The organism is Variovorax sp. GW823-FHT02B07 (assembly GCF_058797695.1).
This window is the reverse complement of record NZ_JBXAJX010000002.1, coordinates 885,976-910,241: the sequence shown is the minus strand read 5'-3', so window position 1 is coordinate 910,241 and position 24,266 is coordinate 885,976. Positions and strand designations below refer to the sequence as shown.

The window sequence follows — 24,266 nt, the reverse complement described above, 5'->3', positions numbered from 1 at the left end:
TCTAATGTCGGCATCTAGCCCGAAACGGCGCGCAGGCAATTGACATGGAGGGGGCGAGTCCTTTCGATCCGTCCCTTCAACACGCGCTCTTGGAAATATCCACCCCCTCACTCCTTCTTCAGTTCCATCTGCCGCGCAATCTCTCCAAACCGCGCCAGGTCCGCCCGCGCCCGATCCACCGCCTCCCCAGGTGAACTGCCCATCGGCATCCACCCCGCATCAATCAACCTCTTCCGCGTCTCAGGCTGCGCCATGCCCTGAACGATCACCGCATGGAGCCTGTCGATGACGGCCTGCGGCGTGCCCTTGGGCGCGGCCAGTCCGAACCACCCCGAAGTCACGAACCCCGGCAACCCCGCCTCCTGCGCCGTGGGCACACCAGGCAGCGATTCGCTGCGCTCGCGCGTGGTGACGAACAGCGCGCGCACCTTGCCGGCCTGCACGTTCGCAACCTGCGCGGCGGCGTTGTCGATCATGGCGTCGATGTGCCCGCCGAGCAGGTCGGCGATGGCGCCCGTGCCGCCCTTGTAGGGAACGACGTTGGCCGAGATGCCGGCCTCCTTCATGAACATCATCTGCGTCAGGTGGGCCTGCGTGCCCACGCCTGCATTCGCGAACGAGACCTTGCCCGGGTTCGCCTTGGCATGGGCGATGAATTCCTTGAGGGTGCGTGCGGGAAAGTCCGGCCTTGTCACGACCACGAAGGGAATGTCGACCAGGATCGTGATGGGCGCCAGGTCTTCCACCGGCTTGTACTTCAGGTCGTACAGGTACGGATTGACCGCCATCGTTCCGCTGGCCATGAGCACCAGCGTGTGCCCGTCCGGGTTGGCGCGCACGGCCTGCTGCAGCGCCATCGATCCACCGGCGCCCGGCTTCGCGTCGACGATGACCGGCTGGCCGAGCGCCTTGGCCATGAGGTCGGCGATCTGGCGCGTCATGGCGTCGGTGGCGCCGCCGGCCGCGTAGGGAAAGACGATGGTGATCGGCTTGCTGGGATAAACCGGGCCGGCCGCTCGCACCGCGGTGGCAAGCGATACCGCACACACAGACACGGCAGCATTCAACACGAAAGTTCGGCGATGGATCGTCATGCGGGCATCTCAACGTATCTGAGCGGAAGAAGCAAGGATGTGGCCTGTTCGGCGACGCGCATCAGCGCGGGCACCATGTCGGGCTGGTACCAGTGTTCCTCGTGCAGCAGGTTCAACGAACCGAGGGTGCAGCCGTCGTGCCGGATCGGCACATTGATGGCAGACCGGCAGCCCAGCGCGTCGATCAGCGCATGGTCCGGGAACGCGCGACGGCAGTCTTCCTGATCAACGCAGATGCGCGCCCGGCCGCCCTGCACCACCTCGCGAAAGAAGTCGTTGTCATGGTGCAGTGGCTTGGTACCGCCGCACGGATAGGCCACCGGGTCGCTCGTGTACAGGCGCCGGGACGCCGCAAGGCCGGGGTCGACCACCAGCACGGTGAACAGCCGGTGCCCCGGAAACCGCCGCAGCGCGTGGTCCAGCGCCTCGAAAGAAACCTGCGCCATGTCACTCACTGTGCAATGCCCAGCCGATCGATGATGGGCCCCCAGGCGGCCGACTCGCGCTGCGTGAACTTCAAGACATCGGCCGGGGTCGACTTGACGCCGATCAGCATCTGGCCGGCCAGGCGTTCCTTCATCTCGGGCGTGTCCAGGGCCTTGTTGATCTCGGCGTTGAGCCGCGCGACCGCGTCGCCGGGTGCGCCTGCGCGCGCCACCAGGGAGTACCAGCCGGGCACTTCCATGTCGATGCCCAGCTCCTTGAACGTGGGCACGTCGGGCAGTTGCGGCAGTCGCCGCTCGCCGGTCACCGCCAGCGGCACCAGCTTGCCGCTCTTGACCAGCGGCACGACGCCGACGGGGACGGTCGTCATCACCGGCGTGTCGCCCGCCATCACGCTGGTCAGCGCGTTGGGGCCGCCGGCGCCGCTGATGGGCACGTGCTGCATCTGGATGCCGGTGCGCGACTTCAGCAGCTCGCTCGCGAGATGGGTGGAGTTGCCGATGCCAGCCGATGCAAAGCTGAGCCGCTGCGGCTCGGCCTTGGCCATCTTGATGAGGTCGGGCAGTGTTTTCACGCCCAGGCTCGGCGCCACGACGGTCACGAACGGCGTGTTGGCAATGACGGCGACACCAGTGAAGTCGCGCGCCGGCTGGTGCCCCAGCGACTTGTACAGGTGCGGGTTCCACGACATGTTCGAGACGCCGGCCAGGAACAGCGTGTAGCCGTCCGCGGGCTGCGAGAGCACATAGGCCGCAGCCAGCGTGCCGTTGGCGCCGGGCCGGTTCTCCACCACGACGCTCTGCCCGATGCTCTTGGCGAGCACATCGGCCAGCGTGCGCGCCAACGTGTCCGGCCCCGAGCCGGCCGGCTGCGGGACCACGAACTTGATCGGTTTGGAAGGAAAGCCCTGCGCGAAGGCGGGTGCGGCGAGCAGCGAAGCTGCAACAGCCAACGCGGAAAGCATGGTGCGGCGGGTGGTCATGGTGAAGTCAAGGTCGGTGGTTGCGAAAGGTGTGAGGCGTCTCAACCGACGGTGGCGTAGTCGAGCGACTTGGGCGTGGCGGTGAGCACGCGCGGCGTCGCGCCCACCACGACCGTGTCGTCGATGCGAAAGCCCCCCACGCCGTAGACGTACAGGCCGGGCTCGGCCGAATAGACCTCGTTGTCGCGCAGCGGACGCTGGCTGAAGGCCATGTCCTCCGGGTACTCGTGGTGCACGATGCCGATGGCGTGGCCCGTGCGATGGCGGATGCAGTCGGCAAAGCCGGCGCGCTCGATCACCGCCCGCGCCGCGGCGTCGATCGCGCACACGGGCCGGCCTGTCACGGCCGCGCCGATGGCCGCATCGGTCGCGTCGCGCGCGGCCGTCCACAGCGCCTGCTTCTGCTCGTCGGGGCGCCCGCAGAACCAGGTGCGCTCGTTCTCGATCGTCAGGCCGTTGAGCCGGGGAATCACGATGTTGACCAGCACGTCGCCTTCGCGGATGCGCGCGCCGCAGGAGGCACCGTCGCCATGCGGCGAGGCCGATGCCGGGCCGCTGAGCGTCCAGCAGCGCACGACCTCGAACTGCTCACCGGGGAAGCGCTCGGCAGCCTCCTGCACGAACAGGCTGGCCATGGCGCAGTCCATCTCCTGAACCAGGCGGCCGGGCTTGATCGCTTCGCGGTAGCGGTCCTGCAGCCAGTCCGTCAGCCCGGCCATGGCCTGCATGACGGCCAGCTCCTCGGCGTGCTTCTGCCAGCGCAGGCTGCGCACTTCCGCGGTGGCGACGCGCACGTCCAGGTCGGGCAGCAGGCGCTGCACGGCCGCCATCACGCCGCTGCCGGCATCCAGCGCGATGCGCGAGCGGCGCAGGCCGGCGCGGCTCAGGCGCTCGGCGAGGATCTCGGGGAGCTGCGACACGAGCGGCAGGCGGTTGCTCACCATCGGATGCTCGGCATAAAACGTCACGTCCGTGATCCACACCTTGTGCGCTTCCATCGAGAAGCGCATGTGGTTCGTCGACAGCTCGTTCATGACCAGGAAGCCCTCGCCCTGGCGCGGCACCACCGCGAAGATCGGCCGCTCCCAGGGCTGCACGTCGGTGTGGAAGTTGGTGGCGAACTGAAAGAAATCGGCGGTGGTGAACACCAGCGCATCGACGGCGAGTTCGTCCATCAACCGGACCATCTGGTCGTGGCGGTACCGCCAGACGGCTTGCGTCAGCTTGGGCATGTGTCGTTTCCTTGAAGGAGCCGGAGGCATCCGGCGGGTTGTCTGAACAGCTCGGGGGTGCGGGCTACAGCGCGCCGAACTCGACCACGCCGGCCTTCATCACCAGGGGAATGCGCTCGCCCTGCCCCAGCAGGCAATCGAGATTGCGCATCGGATCGCCATCGACCAGCAGCAGGTCGGCCAGCGCGCCCGGGATCAGCCGGCCGAGCCGGTCGCTCATGCCCAACACCTCTGCGCCGACGAGCGTGGCGCTGGCGATGATCTCGGCCGGCGACAGCACCTGCGCGCGCAGGCGGAACTCGTCGCTCTGCAGCCGATGCGACTCGCCCAGCAGGTCGGTGCCGAAGCCCATCTTCACGCCGGCCGACTTGTAGATCTCGAGCGAGCGCAGCCCGGCGCCGCGCACGTCTTCCACCTTGGCCACGCTGGCGGGTGGCAGCCCCAGCGCCGCGCCTTCGTTGGCGAGGGCGTCGTAGGTCACCAGCGTGGGCACCACATAGGCGCCGTGCTCGGCCATGAGCGCGGCGGTGGGTGCATCGACCAGATTGCCGTGCTCGATCGTGCGCACGCCGCAGCGCACCACGCGCTGGATTGCGGCCGGGGTGTAGGCGTGGGCCAGTACGTAGGTGTTGCGGGCCGCGGCCTCCCCGACGATGGCGCGGATCTCGTCCTCGCTGTAGCCCAGGGCATCGACCGGGTCGGTGGGCGACGCCACGCCGCCGCCGGCCATGATCTTGATCTGGTCCGCGCCCATCTGCAGTTCTTCGCGCACGGCCTTGCGCACGGCGTCCACGCCGTCGGCCACGCGGGCCAGCATGCCCACACGGGCGCAGTTGGGGCACACGGCGTTGGCCACCAGATAGTCGGAGCGCGCGCGGCCGTCGCCATGGCCGCCGGTCTGGCTCAGCGCGCGGCCCGAGACGAACAGGCGCGGCCCCTGCGCCAGCCCCGACTGCACTGCCTGCTTGAAGGCATCGCCCGCGCCGGCGGCGTCGCGAACGGTCGTGAAGCCGCGGCGCAGCATGCCGCGCAGGATCGGCAGACTGCGCAGCGTCGCCAACACATTGGGCATCAGCGCCTGGCGCTGCAGGTTCAGGTCGACGGCCACCACGTGCACGTGCAGGTCGATCAGGCCGGGCATCACGGTCTTGCCGGCGGCGTCGATGACCCGCGCATCGCGCGCCACGATCGGCCGGTCGGACACCTCGCGGATGGTGTCGCCCTCGATCAGGATGTCATGGCGGTCCTGCAGCTCGGGCTTCAGCGGATCGAGCAGACGGGCGTTCTTGACGAGGAGGGTCTGGGTCATGGGGTTTGTCTGCCGGGTTCCGGGGCATGGACGGTGAGGAATGACGGGATCGTAGGATCGCGTCACAATTCCGAAAAATTTATATGATGAATCCACTCCATTGACGGTGTGAATGGTTTCAGTAGCCTCCTCTTCTGCCCATGAACTACCGCAACGCCGATCTCAACCTGCTGAAGGTCTTCGAAGCCCTCATGAACGAAGGCAACGTGACGCGTGCCGCGTCCAAGCTGTCGCTCACGCAGCCCACGGTCAGCAACGCGTTGCGCCGGCTGCGCGAAACCTACGGCGACCCTCTGTTCGTGCGCAACGGCGCGGGCATCCGCCCGACGCGGCGCGCCACGGAGTTGTGGGCACCGCTGGCGCGGTCGCTGCGCACCATCCGGGGCACGCTCGAGGGCGAGAGCTTCGATGCCTCCCAAAGCGACGCACGCCTGACAGTCTCGATGACCGACTACGTGGCCTGCATCGTCGCCCCCCGCCTGCTCGAGCGGCTCGGCGAGCTCGCGCCAGGCATGCGCTTGCACACCCACCCCGGCACGGTGGTGGACTTCGGGCAGTCGCTGGACGACAACCGCGCCGACTTCGCCATCGGCGCCTACAACGACGACGTGCAGCGCCCCGGCTTCATGCGCTCACGCCGGCTGTGGTCGGTGGACTTCGCCTGCTTCATGCGCAACGACCATCCGCTGGCCAAGCTCGACAAAATTCCGCTGAAAAAATTCCTGGCCGCCCGCCACCTCGACGTGAGCCTGGCGGGCCGTGTCGGTGGCATCTACGACCGCGTGCTGCAAAGCCGCGGCCTGCAGCGCAACCTGGTCTCTACGGTGAGCCACTACTCCGCAGCCTACGAAGCCGTGCGCCGCTCCGACCTGATCGCCGTGCTGCCCTGGTCCGAGGGCCTGGAGACGATGCGCATGACGGGCCTGAAGCGCGTGGCCCCACCGCTGGCGGCGCCGCCGCGCACCGTCGAACTGGTCTGGCATGAACGGCACGAGACCTCGGCGCTGCACCAGTGGTTCATTGCCCTGGTGGTCGAGATGCTGGCGCGGGAACCGGCTGCGCGCCCTGCGCGGGCTAAGCCCGGAACCAGATCCTGAGCGTCACGTACATCGCATAGCCCAGGCCCAGGACGCACCACGCCAGGAAGAACAGGTTGGCCCAGTAGTCGCCCGCATGCGCCGCCAGCGTGTAGACCTGCCCCACGCAGCCCTTTCCGACGCAGGGCACCTCGCCCCGGACCAGGGCGCGCAGCATCGCGAAGAAGAGGTAGCAGGTCACGCCAGCGGTCAGCAGGAATCCGACGGGCCCGACGAGCCCCTGGGTGAGTTCGCCCTTCTCATCGCGATAGCCTTTGCGCAGCAGCTTCTGTCCGTACCGGTACCATGCATATCCGAGCAGGAGCATCAGGGCGTAGTAGAGGAAGGCGCGCATGGGTCCTGTGATCGTCGGGGTGTGGCGGGGGTGAGTGCTTCGGCAAGGATCGTAGCCGAGCAACTCACGCGCGCCACCCGCGCCCACTACCGCGCGCTGGCCACGATGGCGATGCCGCGAATCTGCCCGGCGCCGGGCGCGTCCACCGGCTTCGCGTAGCGCGACGGCGCAAAGCGGTGCAGCAGCTCGGCCTCGCGCAGGCGCGCCGCGTCCAGGTTCGCCAGCTTCACATGGCCGAAGCCGCGCACCGACAGCGGCAGTGCCGCGATGCGTGCGGCGGTCGGCTGGTTGTCGGGGGTCAGCGCGGTGGCCATCTCCTGCAGCAGGCGGTCGAAGTGATCGATCAGTGCGCGCTCGGTGCGGCGCTCCGCCGTGTGGCCGAACAGGTCGAAGGGCGTGCCGCGCAGGCGCTTGCCGTGGGCCAGCCACTTCATGGCCGGCAGCATCCATCCACCGAGGCGCACCTTGGCGGGCGCCTGCCCGCGCGCGGGGCGCGAGAGCAACGGCGGCGCCATGTGGAATTCGAGCTTCAGGTCGCCTTCGAACTGGTCCTTCAGCTTCTGCAGGAACGCGCCATCGGTGTACAGGCGCGCGACCTCGTACTCGTCCTTGTAGCTCATGAGCTTCAAGAGGCTGCGCGCCGCGTTGCGCGTGAAGGGCAGGCTCGCATCGCCATCCGGCATTGCGGATTCGACCGCCTGCAGTGCGCGAATGCGCTGCTCGAAGCGCGCGGCCCACGCGGCGTTCTGGTAGCCGGTGAGATGGCGGCGCGCATCAGCCAGCAGCGTTTCCAGCGGGCGGTCGTCGACCTGGTGCGCCGCCGCCTCGACCGGTGCCGCGCGCAGCTGGTCGAGCGCCGCCGGGTCGCCGGCCGCGAGCCGCCCCAGCGAGAACGCCGACTGGTTGGCCGCCACGGCCACGCCGTTGAGTTCGATCGCGTGCATGAGCGCTTCGAGGCTCAGCGGCACGAGGCCGCGCTGCCACGCATAGCCGGTGGCCACGATGTTCGCGGCCAGCGTGTCGCCCAGGAACTCCTCGGCCAGGCTCTGCGCATCGAAGGTCTCGACCTGTTCCTCGCCCGCGACGAAGCGCATCTTCTCCAGCAGCAGGTCGACATGCAGGTCGGCATCGGGGTTGCGCAGCGACTCGGCCACCGGAATCTCGTGGATGTTGGCGAGCACGCGCGTGCGCCCGTGCCGCACGGTCTGCAGCGCGTCGGCCGAGGCGCCCACCACCACGTCGCACGCGAGGATGGCGTCGGCCTGCTGCGTGTCGATGCGCACCTGGTTCAGCCGCTCGGGCGTGTCGGCCAGCCGCACGAAGCTCAACACCGAGCCGCCCTTCTGCGCGAAGCCCATGAAGTCGAGCACGCTGGCCGACTTGGCCTCGAGGTGCGCGGCCATCGCGATGACCGCGCCCACCGTCACCACGCCCGTGCCGCCCACGCCGGTCACGAGCAGGTCGTACGGGCCGGTCCATGCGTGCGGCGCGGGATGCGCGAGCGCGCCCACGCGGTGCAGGAAGGCATCGCGCCCGGCCGCGAGCGCCCCGCTCTTGCGGCGCAGCTTGCCGCCGGTGACGCCCACGAAGCTGGGGCAGAAGCCCTTGGCGCAGGAGTAGTCCTTGTTGCAGCTGGTCTGGTCGATCTTGCGCTTGCGGCCCATCGGCGTCTCGTGCGGCAGCACGGCCACGCAGTTGCTCTGCACGGTGCAGTCGCCGCAGCCTTCGCACACGGCCTCGTTGATGAACAGGCGCTTGGGCGGATCGGCCAGCTCGCCCTTCTTGCGGCGGCGGCGCTTCTCGGCGGCGCAGGTCTGCTCGTAGATGAGCACGGTCACGCCGGGCATCTCGCGCAGGCGGCGCTGTACCTCGTCGAGCGCGGCGCGGTCGTGGAACTCGGTGCCCGCCGGAAACTTGTTCTTGATGGCGTCGTAGTGATGGATGGCATCGCTCACGACCACCACCTTGGTGACACCCTCCGATTCCACCTGCCGCGCAATGGCGTCCACGCTGATGACGCCGTCGACCGGCTGGCCGCCGGTCATCGCGACCGCGTCGTTGAACAGGATCTTGTAGGTGAGCGTGGCCTTGGCCGCCACGGCCTGGCGGATCGCGAGGTAGCCCGAGTGGTAGTAGGTGCCGTCGCCCAGGTTCTGGAACACGTGCGGCGTCTTCGTGAACATCGCGTGCGAGATCCAGTCGACGCCCTCGCCGCCCATCTGGATCAGGCCCGCCGTGCTGCGGTCCATCCAGTTGGCCATGAAGTGGCAGCCGATACCCGCGCGCGCCGTCGAGCCTTCAGGCACCTTGGTGCTGGTGTTGTGCGGGCAGCCGGCGCAGAAGTACGGCAGGCGCTTGACCGCATCGCTCGCGTTGGCCAGCAGCTCGGGCGGCGTGAAGTCGCGCACATGCTGCAGGTGATCACCCAGGTCGTGGTTCTCCGGAAAGTGCGCGGCCAGCCAGTGTGCGACCAGCTCGATGAGGCGCGACGGCCGCAGCTCGCCGAGCGCCGACACCAGCGGCTGGCCCGCGTGGTCGTGCTTGCCCACGAGCACGGGGCGTGCCTCGAGCGGCGCGTTGTAGAAGATGTCGCGCAGCTGCGTCTCGACCACCGCGCCCTTCTCTTCCACGATGAGGATCTCGCCGAGCCCGCGCGCGAACTCCTTGAGGCGCGTCTGCTCGACCGGAAAGCTCAGGCCCACCTTGTACAGCCGCACACCGGCGCGCGCGAGCTGATCGGGCGAGAGTTCGAGCCGTCGCAGCACCTCCATCAGGTCGTGGTGCGCCTTGCCGCAGGTGACGATGCCCACCTTGGCATGCGGGCTCACGATGACGTGGCGGTCGATGCTGTTGCGTTGTGTGAAGGCGGCCACGGCCGCGAGCTTGTCTTCCAGCCGCGACTCGATGCGCAGCGACGGCAGGTCGGGCCAGCGGTAGTGCAGGCCGTCGGGCGGCGCGGCGTGGCCGGTGGCGGCGCGCACGGCGTCGGCGTCTTCCCAGGCGGCCACGCGCGCATTCACCGCATCGAGGTCGACCGTGCCCGCGCTCTCCACGATCTCGGACAGCGCCGCCATGCCGACCCACGCACCCGAGTAGCGCGACAGCTCGTAGCCGTACAGGCCGAACTCCAGGTACTCGGCCACGCTGGCGGGCTGCATCACGGGCATGCGCCAGGCCATGAAGGCGTGGTCGCTCTGGTGCGGCATCGACGACGACACGCAGCCGTGGTCGTCGCCCGCCACCACCAGCACGCCGCCGCGCGGCGACGAGCCATACGCATTGCCGTGCTTGAGCGCGTCGCCCGCGCGGTCCACGCCCGGGCCCTTGCCGTACCACATGGCGTACACGCCATCGACGGTGCGCTCGGGGTCCGATTCGACACGCTGCGTGCCCAGCACCTGCGTGGCGGCCAGTTCCTCGTTCACGGCGGGCACGAAGCGGATGCCGGTCTTCTTGAAGCGCTCGCCGGCCTTCCAGATGGCCTGGTCGACCATGCCCAGCGGCGAGCCGCGGTAGCCGCTGACGAAGCCCTGCGTGTGCAGGCCGCGTGCCGCGTCGCGCTGGCCCTGCATCGCCAGGATGCGGATCAACGCCTGCGTGCCGGTGAGGAAGACCGAGCCGGCATCGGCCCAGAGGTTGTCGGAAAGTTGGTAGTCGGGCCGTCGGAGTGCGGTCGCTTCAAGTGGGGCGTTCATGCCCGGAATTGTTCTGCGCCCCCCCAAGTAAGTGTTTCTTCAATACACTGGCGCAGACCCTTGTTTGAAGAAGAATTCACTCAAAAACCACGATGAACGTCGGTTCTGTTTCTCTTGACGAGCATTGCCTCAAGATTCTTTCTGCACTGCAGCATGACGGGCGGCAGACCGTGCAGCAGATTTCCGAGGCCGTGGGCCTGTCGCCCACGCCCTGCTGGAAGCGCATCAAGGACATGGAGGCGGCCGGCGTCATCCGCGGCTACACCGCGCTCGTCGATCCCGAACACGTGGGCCTGCACGTGTCGGCCGTGGCCGAGGTGAACCTCGACCGCCACAGCGAGGCGATGGTGCAACGCTTCGAAGAAGTCGTGGCCGCAAGCCCGCAGATCATCCGCTGCGTGTCGGCGACCGGGCCCGCGGACTACATCCTCAACGTGACCGTGCCCGACATGAAGCACTACGAGCGCTTCCTGCACGAGGTGCTGTTCAGCCTGCCCGGCGTGACGCACGTGCGCTCGAGCATCGTGCTGCGCGAGATCAAGTCGGAAACGGCATTGCCGCTGGGGCACCTGCTGGATGCGAAGGCCGGGCTGGCGGGGTCACGGCGGTCTCCGTGAGGCGTGGCGCAGCGCGCCTCTAGCGTTTGCGCCGGATGACGTACGCGTTCTGCGCCAGCTCGAAGCTGAGCGTCGGGTAGTAAGACATCGCGTCGGGCGCCGAGAGAAGGATCAGCGACACCTCGTCGCCGATGATCGCCTGCGTGCGCTGCACGAGTTTCCGGCCGATGCCATGGCCCTGGTACTTCTTGTCCACCGCCAGGTCCGACAGGTAGCAGCAGTACGCGTGGTCGGTCAGCGACCGCGACAGCCCCACCAGTTCGTTGTCGACCCAGGCAGACAGCAGGAGGCTGGGCGCGGCGAACATCCGCGCGATCCGGGCGAGATCGTTCGTGGGGCGCTTGATGCCGGAGCGGTCGAAGACGCGGGCGACGTCGACCGGGTCCAGGGGCACGTCCTGACGGTAGTCGATGGTGATGTGGTTCATGTGTTTCCTGGGTAGCGCCTGCGCCAGCGTCATTCCGTCTCGGAAGACCCGAGCTTCTTGAGTTCAGCGAACTTGGCCGCCATCGTCGGGTTGCCGCGCGTCAGCTTCTTGATCGTCACGTCCTGCGCCTTGTCGTTCGCAAGGCGAAGATTCCGGTCGGTGCCGAGCAGCGCTTCCTTCGTCTTCTGCAGGTGGTCGATCGACTTGTCGATCTCCGCGATCGCCTTCTGGAAGTGGCCGTGGGCCAGGTCGTAGTTCCTGCCGAAGGCGGCCTTGAAGGTCTCCAGCTCGGTCTCGAACTTCGTGATGTCGATGTTCTGCGCCTTGACCAGCGCCAGCTCCGACTTGTACTTGAGCGAGTTCATCGCCGCATTGCGCAGCAGCGTGATGATGGGCAGGAAGAACTGCGGACGCACGACATACATCTTCGGGTAGCGATGGAACACGTCGACGATCCCGGTGTTGTAGAGCTCGTTGTCGGGCTCGAGCAGCGACACCAGCACCGCGTACTCGCAGCCCTTCTCGGTGCGGTCCTTGTCGAGTTCCTTCAGGAAGTCTTCGTTCCTGTTCTTCGTGGCCGTGCGGTCGTTCTCGTTCTTCATCTCGAACATGATCGAGACGATCTCGGTGCCGGCCTCGTCCGCGTCGCGGAAGATGTAGTCGCCCTTGCTGCCCGTGCGCGCGTCGTTGTCCTTCTCGAAGTAGGCGCGGGGAAACGCCATCGACCGGATGCGGTTGAACTCGGTCTCGCAGTGCTGCTCCAGAGTTTCGCCCACCATCTTGGTCGACAGACGCGCCTTCATGTCGCGCAGCCGCTCGATCGCGTCGTCGCGGTCCTTGATCTGCGTTTCGTACTTGTCCTTGAGCGACTTCTCGGCGAGCTGCTTCTCGAGCTCCGCCCGCTCGAGGCCGCTCTTCCACTGGTCCCGCTCCTTCTCGACCACGCTGACGGCCTCGCTGATCGCGAGCTTCTTCGCCACCTCGATGGCATCGAGCCGGGCCTTCAGTTCCTGGATTTCCACGTCCTTCGCGGCGGCGCTCTTCTGCAGCTCGCCCACGTGCCGTGCTTCGGCAAGCGCGGTGGCGGCCAGCTTGTCCTGCTTGGCCTTTTCGAGCTCGTTCGCGAGCGCGTCGCGCTCCCGCTCCACGGCGCCCAGGGCCTCGCTCACGGCGAGCTTGCGCGCGACATCGCCGGCTTCGAGCTTCGCCCTGAGTTCCTGGATCTCGCCGTCCTTGGCGGCGGCGGCCTTCTGCAATTCGCCGGCGGCCCGGGTCTGGGCAAGTTCGACGGCGGCGCGCTTGTCGCGCTCGGCCAGTTCCAGCCGCTCGTGCAGCTGCTTCTCGAAATCGCCGTCGCGCACCTGCTTCAGGATGTCCGCGTAACCGGCTTCATCGATCTTGAATGCCTTGCTGCAATGGGGGCAGATGATTTCGTGCATGGCTATGTGCGCTCCACCGTCAGGGTGGGCGTCGACAGGAGAGGGAGTGCAGCGAAGCGCCGCGCCGTTCGGGCGAGATCGCGGGGAGTGATGCTGTTCATAGGGTCAGGGACATGGAGCCATCCGACTGTAGCCGGACAGGAAGCGCCGGCGAGCGGCAGGCGCTTGAAGACCGAGGCCGACGTCTGCGAGCGGGCGATCCGTTCTCGATCACGTTGCTAGAATCGCCGCTGCAAAAATCGACTCTGACCTGTTCAGAGCTCCATCCAGCCGTAAGCGTTTACGTCAACCAACGCATCACCAGTGGCACCCGCATGCCGACTGGCGGTGCGCGTGGGTCGCTTCGGTGCTCATCGTCCCGCCCATTCGACCGGCTGGTGCCGCCTTTGAAAACTCAAGGAGCGGCGCTCGATGACGAACGTCCAAACAAATTCTTCTTCCCTGCGCACGTTGGTCTGGATGACCCTCGCGCTTTTCCTCGCTTACCTGTCTGTCGCCATGTCGATGCCGGCCGTGACGCTCCACGTGTCACAGACATTGGGCATGGGCAACGTCGCGTCTGGCCTGGGCGTCGGCATTGCTTTCTTGTCCACCATCCTGAGTCGCGGCTGGGCGGGTCGGCTCGCTGACGAACGCGGCGGCAAGTTCGCCATGTTTTGGGGCCTTGTCCTTTATGCGGCGGCTTCGCTCCTGTGCTGGGCGTCCTCGCTGCCCGTGCTGGGCCATGGCGTCGGCGCGTACCTGGTTCTTCTGGTGGGGCGTCTCGTGCTGGGCCTCGGCGAAAGCTTCGCGCTCGTCGGCATGCTGGGCTGGGCCATGGCGGCCATGGGCCCCGCGCGGTCCGGGCAGGTCATGGCGCTCGTCGGCACCGGCATGTACGGCGCTTTCGCGGTAGGCGGCCCGCTGGGCCTCTGGCTGTTGGAACGGCTCGGCTTCGCCGGCCTGATGGCGGGCAGCATCGCCTTGCCGCTGGTCAGCGGCGCGATGCTGTGGTCCATCGCGCCCGCCATGTCGGCACAGGGGCGCCGCGCGCCGTTCTCCGATGTGCTGGGCCTCATCTGGAAGCAAGGCGCGGTCGTGGGCCTGCAAGGCGTCGGCTTCGCCGCCTTGGGCGCGTTCTTTCCCCTCTACTTCCTGGCCCATGGCTGGCAAGGTGCCGGCTACGGACTGACGTGCTTCGGCCTGGGCTTCGTTCTGGTGCGACTGCTGGCAGGTCGCTTGCCCGACCGCATCGGCGGCACCAAGGTCGCGCTGGTCTCCCTCGCGATCGAAGCCGTGGGTCAAGCGCTCCTGTGGCTGGCGCCCCATCCCGTCGTGGCGATGGTGGGCGCACTGCTGACCGGCATGGGGTGCTCGATGGTCTTCCCCGCCATGGGACTGGAGGCCGTCAAGCGCGTACCCGCCCACCTGCGCGGAACGGCCATCGGCGGCTTCGCGGCGTTCCAGGATCTGGCATACGGCGTCACAGGCCCGATGGCGGGGCTGATTGCCGACCACTACGGTCACTCGAGTGTGTTCCTGGTGGGGTTGATCGCGACGGTTGTGGGGATCGGGATGACGTGGCGGCTTGCGAGGGTGTCTCTCGCTGAGCGCGTATCGACCCCGGCCTGAGGCGGCAAGAGAGAGCCGCTTGGCTCCCTCTTCGGCAGTGGCGTCCGTCACCTGCGCACGAGTCGTTCAATCTGCGACGCGACGTCGTCCGGCGCAGCGTCGCTGCCGAAACGGGCACACGGCATCGCCATGAACTTTGGGAATCGCTCCCGTATCCGCCGCTCCTCGCTCGCGCTGTCACCGCGCAAATACGGCAGAGAAAGCTGGCGTCGCACGATCGCCTCCACGCATGCCTCGAGTTCGAAGGCTGGCAGCAGCAGCGAGGTCAGCGCGTCGGTCTCGATGGCGCAACGCAACGTGGGATACCCCTCCTCCACGTCTTCCGGATACGTGAGGAATCCGGACGAAAGCGCGAGAACGGTGGGACTGGTCAACGCAGATCGAACCTCCCGATAGACGGCCACGTTCCGCCTCGCATAGCCCAAGTAGCCAGACGCCTCGATGACGGCGTCGATGTTCCCTTCGCGGGACATGAAGTGCTGGTCGAGATCGACGAACGCCCAGCCCAGTCGGCGAGCCAGATACGGACCCACAGTGGTTTTCCCCGCCCCGCCGGGTCCGATGAGATGAAGGATCGTTGTCATGCGCCCCCGAGGTCGCTCTTCAAGCAAAGGACCGTCGATATTTGACGAGCCCACGCTTGATCGAGGCATCGAAGCCGCAGCGCTCGAAGAACCGATGGGCGTCCTCACGCTCCACCGAACTCAGCAACATGATCTTCGAGCAATCGCTCGCCGCGCAGAACGCCTCGACCTCCCGCATCAGCGCGGCCCCGACCCCTCGGTTGCGAGCGGCCGCGTCGACGACGATGTTCTCCACGACAGCGAATGGCTGTCGCCCGTACATCGCGTCTTCGCACAGCGAGACCAGCACCGTGGCGCACACCTGGCCATCGATCTCCGCAACAAGAAGCGCCGTCCTCGGGTCTTCGGACAACGCCTGCAGGCGTTCGGGCAGCACGCAGCGCGCCGTGTCTGCGACCAGTTGGCCGTAGAGCGCATCGATGCGCGCGGCGTCGTCGGACACCGCACGACGGACGCTGAGGGACGGGATGGGCATGCAGGCGGTCTCCGCAAAATGACGTCGGGTTCGGGCGAGGCCCGCTTCTGACTGGATTCTCCCGCAGCCCTACGCCTGCGAAGCGCGCGACGCCCACATAGACTGTGGAAATGTCCCAGCCCACCGCCGCCTTCAGCACGTCGTCCACCACCAACAACTACGCCGAGAAAACCGCCCGCCTGGTGCCAGGCCTGCAGGACCTGCAGACGATGGCAGCCCTGCTCGTCGCCGAGCGCGCGCCCGATTCGGCGAACGTGCTGGTCATCGGCGCCGGCGGCGGCATGGAGTTGAAGGTGCTCGCGCAGGCGCATCCCCGATGGCATTTCGTCGGTGTCGATCCGTCGCAGCCCATGCTCGACCTCGCCGCGGAAACGCTCGGTGCGCTCGCCGAGCGAGTCTCGCTGCACCATGGCTACACAGACACCGCGCCCGAAGGCCCGTTCGATGCGGCGACCTGTCTGTTGACGATGCACTTCCTGACGCTCGATGAACGCAGGTCGACGCTGATGGAAATTCGTCGCCGCCTGAAGCCCGGTGCGCCGTTCGTCATGGCGCATCTCAGTTTTCCCCAGTCCGATGAAGAACGAGAGCTGTGGCTCTCGCGCTATGTCGCCTTCGCGGCAGCTTCCGGCGTCGATCCGGACAACGCACGCAAGGCGGCCTCCGCGATCGGCTCGACGTTGACGCTGCTCAGCCCGGCGCAGGAAGAGGCACTGCTGGAGGAGACAGGCTTCACCAACGTCCGCCTGTTCTATGCGGGCATGGCATTCAGAGGCTGGGTCGTGCAAGCCGCCGCCTGACGGACTTCGGTCTTCTTACCGGGGATCGTTCTTGTACTTGAGCAGGATGCCGCGCAGGTCCCGCTGCACGTCCTTGAAGGCATTACCGACGACCCGTGCCATCTCCTTGGTCAGGTACGCCTGCAGCGCCACGTTCGTCTCCGCGGACACTGCGTTGTAGCGTCGGCCGGCCGTCGAAGCAAAGAAGGCGAGGGATGCCTCGAGTTCTTCCTCGGACAGCTTGGCCGCGTACTGCTCCGCAAAGAAGGCAGCGTACTTGTCGGCCGACACGGAATGACAGGCTTGCGCCTGGTACCTGGCATACAGCGCCACCACTTCGGGCCAATAGGCCGATTGGGGCGAGACGCCGCCGAAGAAGCCGGGCTCCGCTGAAAAGATCCGCTGCGGGTCCAAGTAGGAGCCCTCTGGCTTGCTGCAATGCGAGAGATAGTCTTCGGCGATCCGCCGTATCTGCATGAGCGTGGTGAGCTCCGTGGCCAGCGCGAGTTTCCGATCGCCTGGCGCCGAATGCGCGCCCGAGGGCAGGAGGATGGCGAGCGCAAGAAAGGCGGGGCCGAGTGGCTTCAGGAATGGGTGCATGACATCGCGGTGTTCTGTTGGCTGGGACACGGCAAGGAAAGCCCGTGTCTGCGACCGAATGTAGCCGCCCGCCGCATCGCTGCGCCGGCCGTGTGGCTCGCACTATCCCGTCGCCCGTCAGCGCGGCAGGTCCCGATCCCCTCGCGAAGCAGAAGCCCCCTCCTCCCCCACCTGCCGCCACGCAGGCGCCAACGCCTTGCGCGCCGCATTGAGCTCGGCCATCGAGATGTGCAGCTCCGCCATGGTCTGGACCAGCAGCTCGAGCAGCGCGGCGCGCTGGCGCAGTCGCACGGTCTCGGCGCGGCGCGCGCGTTGGGCCTGGCGCGCCGCGGCCTGGATGGCGCGGCCCGTGGGCGAGTCGTGCGAGGGATGGTGGTGGTCGTCCACGGACAGGCCGGATGCGGCGCGCATGGGCAGTGGCATCACGCGGCGGCGGGCACACCCTGGACGGCGGCGGTGGCAGCAGCAGCAGCGTCGGCATTCGCCGCGTCGCCGCGCGTCTCGGCGGCGGGGCCGTAGTTGCGCAGGTGCAGGAAGAACTCGCCCATCATCTGCATCCACAGGCGCACGGCAAACGCCAGGTAGGCGGGGCTGACGCCGCCGGCCACCACCACGTCCATCTCGAGCACGACGAAGTCGCCGTGCTGCGCCACGCGCGCAAAGCGCTTGCTGCGGTGCCAGGCGGCGAGCACGGCCTCGGGCAGTGTGCCGCCCTGCACGCGCAGCGGGCAGCTCAGGGTGAAGTCGGTGTACTGGGTGGTGGTGACGGCATTGCCCCACAGCACCTGGAAGCCGATGCCGTGGCTGGCGCTGTGCAGGCGCACCACGCCATCCTGTTCGATGGCGGTGACGGCGCCGCCGGCGGCCTTGATGGCGTCCGACACCTGCTCGGGCGTGACGGCGTCGAGCATGTCGAAAGGTACCGGCGTGGCGGCCTGGTCGTCGGCTTGCGGGGTCGTGGCGGTGGTGTTCATGGTGTGCTTCTTCTTTCTGAAAAGGGGGAATGGGTTCAGTTGGTTTTCTTGAGCGCGGCGTCGAGCGCGGCGCTGTCGATGCTCAGTTGCGCCGGCGGCGCCAGCTGGGCCATGTAGGCCTGCACCAGCTGCTGCTGCCGCTGCTGGCGCAGCGCGGCCTGCAGCTGCGGCTTCATCTCCTCCAGGGTGGCGGTGCGCGCGGGCTGGGTGTCGAGCAGCTTGACGATGTGAAAGCCGGCCTCGGCCTGCACCGGTTCGCTGACCTGGCCCTGCTTGAGCCTGGCCACGGTGTCGCGCAGCTCGGGCAGGATGCGCGCGAGCGGCAGCGTGTCGACCTCGCCGCCGCGCTCGGCGCTGCGGCGGTCCTGCGAGCTGGCGCGCGCCACGGCGGCGAAGTCGCCGCTGCGGGCCTGCTTGGCGAGGCGGTTGGCTTCGTCGCGCACCTTGGCGATGGCGGCCGGGTCGCGTTCGGGCGTGGCCAGGTAGATCTGCGCCACGCGGTAGGCGGCCGGCAGGTTGAAGCCGGTCTTGCCCTGGTCGTAGGCGGTCTTCACCTCGGCGTCCGACGGAAAGCCCGCGGGCACCTGGCTCACGGATTCGAGGTAGCTGGTGGCGACAATGCGCGCGGTGATCTCGCGCGTGGCGGCGTCGATCTTCGCCTTCACGTCGGGCCGGTCGGCCCAGCCCTTGGCGCGGGCGTCGCGCAGCAGCGCTTCGCTCACGAGGCGCTGGCGCAGCCAGCCGTCGAGGCCCGCGCGGTCGGCCTTGACGGCAGCGCGTTCGGCCTCGGGCAGGGTCTGCAGCAGCTTCTCGACCTCGTCGGGGCCGATGGTTACTTCGCCGATGCGCGCGACGACGGCGGGGCCGGGTGCAGCGGGTTGCTGCGCGGCGGCGACGCCGACCGACGAGACGAGCAGCACGCCGGCTGCCGCGCGCAGGCGGCGGCCGAGCCCGGCTGCGGGGGTGGCTTGTGCGGGGTTCATTGGGGCTTTCCTTCCGTGGCGGATGCAGCAGCCGCAGGCGCCGGCGCGCTCACGGCGCGCACGTCGAAGCGGCTCTCGTAGAGCTTGTCGCCGTACTGCTGCGCGATCTGTTCGTACTTGACGCGGCTTTGCGCCGCGAAGGGCTGGCGCGAGGCGAGCACGCTGCCCACGTCCATGGTTTCGTAGGCGCGCAGCACTTCCTGCCCGACGGCATACAGCTGCGTGTTCTTGGCCTCGCACTGCGTGAGCGCGGTGCGCTGCAGCGCGGCCTCGCCGGCCAGGCGCTGGCGCTCGGCCTCGGAAGCGCGCGCCATCTTCAGCAGCTCGTCGTAGGCGCCGCGGAACTGCGCGATCTGCGCACCCGCCTTTTCGCTCGCGGCCTGGGCCTGCTCGCGCAGCTGCGCGTTGCCGGCGCTGGCCTGGCCGCGCGCGTGGCGCTCGGACGCGAGCTGGGCCTGGCTGGCGGCCAGTTCCTTCTTCAGCGTCTCGAGCTCGGACGCGGCCGGCGCCGCGCCGGGTGCCGCGGGGGCCTTGCCCGCGGGCTGGCCGGCCTTGAGCGCGGCCAGCTCGTTCTGCGCCTGCTGCAGCTGGGTGGTGGTGGTGCGCAGCTGCGCGCGCAGCCGCTCCTCCATGCTCTGGCCCTGCGGCTGCTGGGCCTGGGCGACGCCGGCCGTGGCGGCCAGCGCGGCCAGGGCCAGCGCCGGGAAGATCGTTCGGGACACGGCGGACTCCTTCTTAGAAACGCGCATTGAATTCGAGCTGCAGGGTGTCGATCGACAGCGGCGGGCCGTAGACCTCCTTGGTCGAGATCCAGCGACCGGTGAACCACATGTTCTTGTCGATCGCGTACGAGCCGCCCAGGAAGTAGCCGCGCGCGTTGGTGCCGCCGCCGTGGAAGCTCGAATCGTTGTAGCCGTCGGGCATGGCGTCGGGCTCGATGCGCTTGTAGCCCGCAAGCACGTTCCAGTCGCCGCGCGCGGCCGGTGCCGGCTTGCCGTAGGTGGCCTGCAGCATGTAGGCGTTGCCGCCGCTCTTGAAGTCGGACTGGGTGGTGCCGCCGGTCGGGCCGAAGTTGTTCACGATGGCGCCGCGGATGCCGCCGCGCTTCCAGATGTCGTTGGCGTCATAGGCGGTGTTGCGCACGAAGTTGGCGTCCAGGCGCAGGTTGTTGCCGGCCACCTGGGTGTCCCAGCGCAGGTTCAGGTCGATCAGGCGGAACTTCGAGGCCAGGCCCACGTACTGCGGCTGCGGCGTGCCGGCCGGGTTGAGCGGGTCCAGCGAGATGTCGCGCAGCAGCATGAGCGTGTTGCCCTTCTGCATGAAGGCCGGGCGCGACCAGTCGGTGCTGCAGCCGTCGGCGCCCGCATACAGCGCGCAAGGCTCGGAGACCTGGCCGCTGACGTTGCGGAAGTTGTAGTACGCCAGCGCGCCGCGCACGCGGTTGTCTTCGTTGATCTTCCAGTCGGCGCCCACCTGCGCGCCGAGCAGCCACTTGTTCTCGCTCTTCATCTTGCGCTGGCTGCGCGTGGGCGAACCGTCCGCCGAGTACTCGAGCGGAATGAGGCCCAGCGTGCCGAACAGCGAGAGGTCGCGGTTCGCAGCGAGCTTCTTGTCGAACTGCGCGGCAATGCCGTCGAAGTTCAGGTCGCTCGAATACAGCAGGTCGGTCGACATGAAGGGGTTGGCAAACCGACCGCCGGTCACGGTGAGCCAGTCGGTCGGCTTGTGCGAGATCCACATCTGGTCGAGCCACACGCTCTTCTTGCCCAGGCCGCCGCCCAGCGTGGTGGTGGTCGAGACGGGGCTCTCGTCGCTGCCCGAGGCCAGGCGCACGCCGGCCTTGGTGTTCTCCGACAGGTCGGCCAGCAGGCCCACGCGTGCGCGGGCACGGAACAGGTTGCGGCGGTCCTGGCGCGTGTTCAGGATCGAGGGCAGCGACAGGTTGGTGTTCGGGTTGACGTCGTAGCCGCTGCCCTGGTTGAGCGAAGGCCAGTTGATCTCGATGTCGCTGTTGTTGCCGGCGTAGCTGCGCGATTCGTTGCGCACGCGCACGTCGCCTTCGAAGCGGATGCGCTTGCTCCACTCGGGCGTCTCGTTGGGCGCGGCCCAGCCTTCGTCCTTGGCCTGGGCCATGACCTGTGCCTTGACCTCGTCGCGGATCTGGTCGCGCACGGTCTGCGAGATGTAGGGCACGCGCACGTCGCCGGCTTCGAGGCGCATGCCGCCCGCGACGGTGGCAGATGCAGCGGTGGCCGAGGCCGTCGCCTGGCGCTGTGCCTGCTGCGCGGCGATGGCCTCGGTCTGGGCCTGGGCCAGCAGCGCTTCGCCCACGTCCTTGGCGAGCGTGCCGCTTTGAATGAGGCCACGGATCAGCTTGACCATGGCGGATTCGCCCGCGGGCGCGGCGGCGGTCTGGGCCATGGCGGTGCCGGCCGACAGCACGAAGGCGGAGGCCACGGCCGCCGCGAGCGCGCACTGGCGCAGGGCCGGCATCGCGCCCCGGCGCGGGAGGGTGTTGTGCAGGGTGTTCATCGCTTCGTTCACTGGAGGAAAGGAGTCGGGCCGGGCGTCGGCCGTACAGGTGTGGAAAGTCATGGCCGGCGGCCTTTCATCGACACGCGCATCGGAAAGCGCATCGAGGCCGGCGGACGTTCGTCGACGCGATCGAGCCCGCGCACCAGCGCCAGCACGGCCTCGTCGATGTCCTCGGTGCCGGTGCCGCGCACCAGCTGAGCGCGCGTGGTCTTGCCGTCGGCGCCGAGCCACAGGTCGATCTGGATGTCGTCGAACACCAGCTGGCGCGTGCGCGGATCGCGCGACAGCGCCTGCTGCAACATGCTCGACACGTAGCGCGCGTACGAGCCGCTGCCCAGGCCGCCGCCGGCGCCGGTGCCGCTCATGCCGCCGCCGCTGCCGGCCTGGATGCCGAAGGCGTCGTTGCCGGCCTGGCCGGCGCTGTCCATGGTCACCGGGTCGCCCAGGTCTTTCGAGGGGCTGGGCGGCGCGTCGTCCTTCGGCGCTTCCAGCGGCTCGACCGGCTTGGGCTCGGGCTCGACCACTTCGGGCTTGATCTTTTCCGGCTCGGGCTCGGGCAGCTTCTCGGGTTCGGGCGGCGGTGGCGGGGGCGGCGGCAGCATCAGCGTGGGCGCGTCGGCCACCACGCGCTTCTGGCTCGCGGTGTCGGACAGGAGCCGCCACACGAGCAGCGCCAGCGCCACGACGATCGCCAGGCCGATGACCACCCCGCCCCAGCGGCGCCACAGCGCGGCCGTTCCACCCGTGCCGCTGGAGCGCGGCGCGGGCGAGGCAGAAGAAATCGGGTCGCGAGGGTTCACGCTCCGGTCCTCACTTCTGCTTGCCGGTCACGAGGCCGATCTGGTTCAGCTCGATGCGGCGCAGCAGGTCGAGCACGTCGACCACCTTCGCGTACTGCACGCTGGCATCGCCGCGCACGATCACGGGAAAGTCGGGCGACAGCGCCTTCTCGGTGCGCAGGCGCTCCTCGAGCTCGGGCAGCGTGACCGGGTAGGCGTCCAGGAACACGTTGCCCGCGTTGTCGATCGTGATGGCCTTGGTCTTGGGCTTCTCCAGCGCCACCGAGGCGCTGGCCTTGGGCAGGTCGACCTTGATGCCCGGGATGCTGGCGTTGCTGGTGAGGATGAAGATCACCAGCACCACCAGCAGCACGTCGACGAAGGGCGTGATGTTGATGCCGCCCGTGCGCTTGCGCACGGCGAACTTCGCGGCTGTGTTTGCCATGGTGCGCGGTCCTCAGGCGCGGCGCGCCTGCACGGCCACCGGCAGCGAGCGGCCCTCGCCCTGCTCTTCGGCCAGGCGCGTGACGAACTCGTCGACGAACACGGCCATGTCGGCGCCGATGGCGTCCGAGCGCGAGGCCAGCCAGTTGTAGCCGAACAGCGCGGGGATCGCGACGCCCAGGCCGGCGGCGGTACACAGCAGCGCGGCGGCCATGCCGGGCGCCACCGAGTTGATGTCCACGGCGCCGGCCATGGCCGCCACCACGAACACCAGCATGATGCCGATCACGGTGCCGAAGAGGCCCACGTACGGTGCGCCTTCGATGGTGGTCGACAGCCAGTTCATGCGCTTGGACATGCGCTCGGTCTCGCGCACCATCACGCCGTCCATCGCGGCGCGGATGGCGCCGATGGTGGAGGCCGACACGGCGTTCAGGTCGTAGCCGCGGTCATGGCGGCGGCGCATCTCCTCGATGGCCACTTCGTACAGGCGCCACAGCGAGGAATCGGCACGCACTTCCTGCGGCACCGTGTTGTTGGTGGCCAGGCGGTCCAGCGGCGCACCGGCGGCTTCGCGGAAGTGCTCGATGAAGGTGGCGTTGGCGCGCGAGGTGGCGCCGAAGTTGCGGCCCTTGCCGATCATGATGGCCCACGACAGCGCCATCATCAGGCCCAGCAGGCCGACCACGATCCATGCGTCCAGCGGCATCGCGGCCAGGATGAAGCCGAAGTGGCTCTTGCCCGCCTGCTGCTCGTCGGGGCCGAAAGCGGCCAGGCGCGACTCGGCGCCTTGCGACACGGCATCGGCCAGCAGCAACGCGTCGGGGCGTGCGACCTTCGACAGGCGCACTTCGTCGATCGCGCCGGTGAACGGCGCAAAACCGGCGACGGGCGCAGCGCCCGGTGCAGCGGGCGCGGAAGGTGCAGCCGGTGCATCGGCACCAAGCGCGGCAGCGGTGTTCAGCGCGGGCAGCTTCGCGGCCAGCGACACGGCCGGACGGCCGCCCACGTACAGCGCGACGCTGTCACCCTCGGCCTTCACCGCCAGGTGCGACCACTGGCCGGCCTGCACCGGCTGGCCCGGCGTGCTGCGCTGACCGTTCACCTGCACGAAGGGCACGCCCTGGTCGATGCCGACCACGAGCTCGCCGGCGCCGTCGCGGCGCGCATAGATCGCCTGGCGCGCGCCGAGCGAATCGGGCTTGATCCAGGCCGAGAAGGTCAGCGTGCCGCCGGCCGTCACGGCCAGCGAGGGCGTGGCGGGCAGCATCAGCGCGCCGTTGCCGAGCTGGGCGCCCTTGCCGATGACCGTGCCTTCGACGGGCACCGCCGCGGTCTGGCCGTTGTTGCCGTAGGCGGTGGTGTCGCGCGGCGGCACCGCGCCTTCGGCGAAGTGGTAGACCAGCGTGTAGTCGGGGTCGAAGCTGCGCTGGCCGTTGCCCGAGGCCGGGGCCTTGGGGTTGCCGTAGTACATCCACAGCTTTTGCGGCGTGCCGGCCGAGACGTTGGGCACGTCGACCCAGATCAGCGCGATGCCCAGCAGCGGATCGAACTGCTCGATCTGGTGGTTGAGCACGGTCTTGTCGTCGCCCGCCACAAAGCGCAGGTCGGCGCCGGTCTCGCTCACGCCCTCGAACTTGAAGTTGCCCGTGTGCAGGCGCACCAGCACCGGCACGCGGCCGGCATCGCTGCCGATGGCGCCGGCCTGCGGGCCGCCGTCGATGGTGACGGGTTTGCGGTAGGCCCACTCGGCCTGCCACCAGGCATGGGCCAGGCCCGGCAGGAGCGTGCTCAGCAGCGTGAGCGCGATGAAAAGAAGTCGTCGCATGACA

General features: G+C 68.4%; 24 protein-coding genes. 4 read left to right on the top strand and 20 right to left on the bottom strand.

Annotated features, from left to right (window positions below; translation table 11 throughout):
• Positions 1–107: 107 nt before the first annotated feature.
• From AC1RGU_RS15290 to AC1RGU_RS15270, 5 genes are all read right to left on the bottom strand, one after another.
• Entirely contained in the window at positions 108–1,022 is a 915-nt protein-coding gene (locus AC1RGU_RS15290; RefSeq protein WP_492696759.1) for a tripartite tricarboxylate transporter substrate binding protein, read from the bottom strand.
• Between the two features lie 68 nt (positions 1,023–1,090).
• Positions 1,091–1,540 carry a GAF domain-containing protein gene (locus AC1RGU_RS15285; RefSeq protein ID WP_492696758.1) on the bottom strand — a complete coding sequence of 150 codons (450 nt, stop codon included), beginning with the start codon at positions 1,538–1,540 and terminating at the stop codon, positions 1,091–1,093.
• Positions 1,541–1,545: 5 nt separating this feature from the next.
• Positions 1,546–2,520: a Bug family tripartite tricarboxylate transporter substrate binding protein gene (locus AC1RGU_RS15280; protein WP_492696757.1), complete on the bottom strand. Its 975-nt coding sequence runs from the start codon at positions 2,518–2,520 to the stop codon at positions 1,546–1,548.
• A 41-nt stretch (positions 2,521–2,561) separates the two neighbouring features.
• The gene (locus AC1RGU_RS15275; protein ID WP_492696756.1) at positions 2,562–3,752 is read right to left on the bottom strand and encodes a M24 family metallopeptidase; all 1,191 of its coding nucleotides are present in this window, start codon (positions 3,750–3,752) and stop codon (positions 2,562–2,564) included.
• A gap of 64 nt (positions 3,753–3,816) precedes the next feature.
• Positions 3,817–5,061 (bottom strand): metal-dependent hydrolase family protein, encoded by a 1,245-nt coding sequence (locus tag AC1RGU_RS15270; protein ID WP_492696755.1) that lies wholly within the window; start codon positions 5,059–5,061, stop codon positions 3,817–3,819.
• A gap of 140 nt (positions 5,062–5,201) precedes the next feature.
• On the opposite strand from AC1RGU_RS15270, the gene AC1RGU_RS15265 reads away from it, so the two are divergent.
• The gene (locus AC1RGU_RS15265; RefSeq protein WP_492696754.1) at positions 5,202–6,158 is read left to right on the top strand and encodes a LysR family transcriptional regulator; all 957 of its coding nucleotides are present in this window, start codon (positions 5,202–5,204) and stop codon (positions 6,156–6,158) included.
• Here the strand turns inward: AC1RGU_RS15265 and AC1RGU_RS15260 are convergent.
• Both AC1RGU_RS15260 and AC1RGU_RS15255 read right to left on the bottom strand, forming a co-directional pair.
• Positions 6,136–6,492 (bottom strand): hypothetical protein, encoded by a 357-nt coding sequence (locus tag AC1RGU_RS15260; protein WP_159271376.1) that lies wholly within the window; start codon positions 6,490–6,492, stop codon positions 6,136–6,138. The genes AC1RGU_RS15265 and AC1RGU_RS15260 overlap by 23 nt on opposite strands.
• Before the next feature lie 86 nt (positions 6,493–6,578).
• A complete protein-coding gene (locus AC1RGU_RS15255; protein WP_492696753.1) occupies positions 6,579–10,187 on the bottom strand; it encodes an indolepyruvate ferredoxin oxidoreductase family protein in 3,609 nt (1,202 codons plus the stop codon).
• A 92-nt stretch (positions 10,188–10,279) separates the two neighbouring features.
• Here AC1RGU_RS15255 and AC1RGU_RS15250 point away from each other — a divergent pair, with 92 nt between their 5' ends.
• Positions 10,280–10,804, top strand: coding sequence for an Lrp/AsnC family transcriptional regulator (locus tag AC1RGU_RS15250; RefSeq protein WP_369629300.1), 525 nt, complete (start codon positions 10,280–10,282; stop codon positions 10,802–10,804).
• A gap of 19 nt (positions 10,805–10,823) precedes the next feature.
• Here AC1RGU_RS15250 and AC1RGU_RS15245 read toward each other — a convergent pair whose 3' ends face one another.
• Both AC1RGU_RS15245 and AC1RGU_RS15240 read right to left on the bottom strand, forming a co-directional pair.
• The gene (locus AC1RGU_RS15245) at positions 10,824–11,231 is read right to left on the bottom strand and encodes a GNAT family N-acetyltransferase (protein ID WP_492696752.1); all 408 of its coding nucleotides are present in this window, start codon (positions 11,229–11,231) and stop codon (positions 10,824–10,826) included.
• Between the two features lie 29 nt (positions 11,232–11,260).
• Positions 11,261–12,670: a DUF2130 domain-containing protein gene (locus AC1RGU_RS15240; protein ID WP_492696751.1), complete on the bottom strand. Its 1,410-nt coding sequence runs from the start codon at positions 12,668–12,670 to the stop codon at positions 11,261–11,263.
• 411 nt (positions 12,671–13,081) lie between these two features.
• Between AC1RGU_RS15240 and AC1RGU_RS15235 the strand changes: the two genes are divergently transcribed.
• Complete coding sequence (locus AC1RGU_RS15235) at positions 13,082–14,281, top strand: arabinose transporter (RefSeq protein ID WP_492696750.1); 1,200 nt, start codon at positions 13,082–13,084, stop codon at positions 14,279–14,281.
• Positions 14,282–14,328: 47 nt separating this feature from the next.
• On the opposite strand, the gene AC1RGU_RS15230 is transcribed toward AC1RGU_RS15235, so the two are convergent.
• A complete protein-coding gene (locus AC1RGU_RS15230; protein WP_492696749.1) occupies positions 14,329–14,865 on the bottom strand; it encodes a shikimate kinase in 537 nt (178 codons plus the stop codon).
• A 19-nt stretch (positions 14,866–14,884) separates the two neighbouring features.
• A complete protein-coding gene (locus AC1RGU_RS15225; RefSeq protein WP_492696748.1) occupies positions 14,885–15,340 on the bottom strand; it encodes a GNAT family N-acetyltransferase in 456 nt (151 codons plus the stop codon).
• 110 nt (positions 15,341–15,450) lie between these two features.
• Here AC1RGU_RS15225 and AC1RGU_RS15220 point away from each other — a divergent pair, with 110 nt between their 5' ends.
• Positions 15,451–16,140 carry a class I SAM-dependent methyltransferase gene (locus tag AC1RGU_RS15220; RefSeq protein ID WP_492696747.1) on the top strand — a complete coding sequence of 230 codons (690 nt, stop codon included), beginning with the start codon at positions 15,451–15,453 and terminating at the stop codon, positions 16,138–16,140.
• Between the two features lie 15 nt (positions 16,141–16,155).
• Here the strand turns inward: AC1RGU_RS15220 and AC1RGU_RS15215 are convergent, their stop codons facing one another.
• From AC1RGU_RS15215 to AC1RGU_RS15175, 9 genes are all read right to left on the bottom strand, one after another.
• Positions 16,156–16,719, bottom strand: a complete 564-nt coding sequence (locus AC1RGU_RS15215; protein ID WP_307585301.1) for a DUF2059 domain-containing protein — start codon at positions 16,717–16,719, stop codon at positions 16,156–16,158.
• Between the two features lie 117 nt (positions 16,720–16,836).
• A complete protein-coding gene (locus AC1RGU_RS15210; protein ID WP_307585303.1) occupies positions 16,837–17,130 on the bottom strand; it encodes a hypothetical protein in 294 nt (97 codons plus the stop codon).
• Positions 17,131–17,141: 11 nt separating this feature from the next.
• Positions 17,142–17,693 carry a YbjN domain-containing protein gene (locus AC1RGU_RS15205; RefSeq protein WP_492696746.1) on the bottom strand — a complete coding sequence of 184 codons (552 nt, stop codon included), beginning with the start codon at positions 17,691–17,693 and terminating at the stop codon, positions 17,142–17,144.
• A gap of 35 nt (positions 17,694–17,728) precedes the next feature.
• A complete protein-coding gene (locus AC1RGU_RS15200) occupies positions 17,729–18,676 on the bottom strand; it encodes a peptidylprolyl isomerase (RefSeq protein ID WP_492696745.1) in 948 nt (315 codons plus the stop codon).
• The gene (locus AC1RGU_RS15195; RefSeq protein WP_307585309.1) at positions 18,673–19,398 is read right to left on the bottom strand and encodes a hypothetical protein; all 726 of its coding nucleotides are present in this window, start codon (positions 19,396–19,398) and stop codon (positions 18,673–18,675) included. The genes AC1RGU_RS15200 and AC1RGU_RS15195 overlap by 4 nt, the downstream gene beginning before the upstream one ends.
• Before the next feature lie 13 nt (positions 19,399–19,411).
• Positions 19,412–21,271, bottom strand: coding sequence for a putative porin (locus AC1RGU_RS15190; RefSeq protein ID WP_492696744.1), 1,860 nt, complete (start codon positions 21,269–21,271; stop codon positions 19,412–19,414).
• Entirely contained in the window at positions 21,268–22,011 is a 744-nt protein-coding gene (locus tag AC1RGU_RS15185; protein WP_260684867.1) for an energy transducer TonB, read from the bottom strand. The genes AC1RGU_RS15190 and AC1RGU_RS15185 overlap by 4 nt, the downstream gene beginning before the upstream one ends.
• Before the next feature lie 10 nt (positions 22,012–22,021).
• A complete protein-coding gene (locus AC1RGU_RS15180) occupies positions 22,022–22,435 on the bottom strand; it encodes an ExbD/TolR family protein (protein WP_062474100.1) in 414 nt (137 codons plus the stop codon).
• Positions 22,436–22,447: 12 nt separating this feature from the next.
• Complete coding sequence (locus AC1RGU_RS15175; RefSeq protein WP_492696743.1) at positions 22,448–24,262, bottom strand: DUF2341 domain-containing protein; 1,815 nt, start codon at positions 24,260–24,262, stop codon at positions 22,448–22,450.
• Between the last annotated feature and the right edge of the window lie 4 nt (positions 24,263–24,266).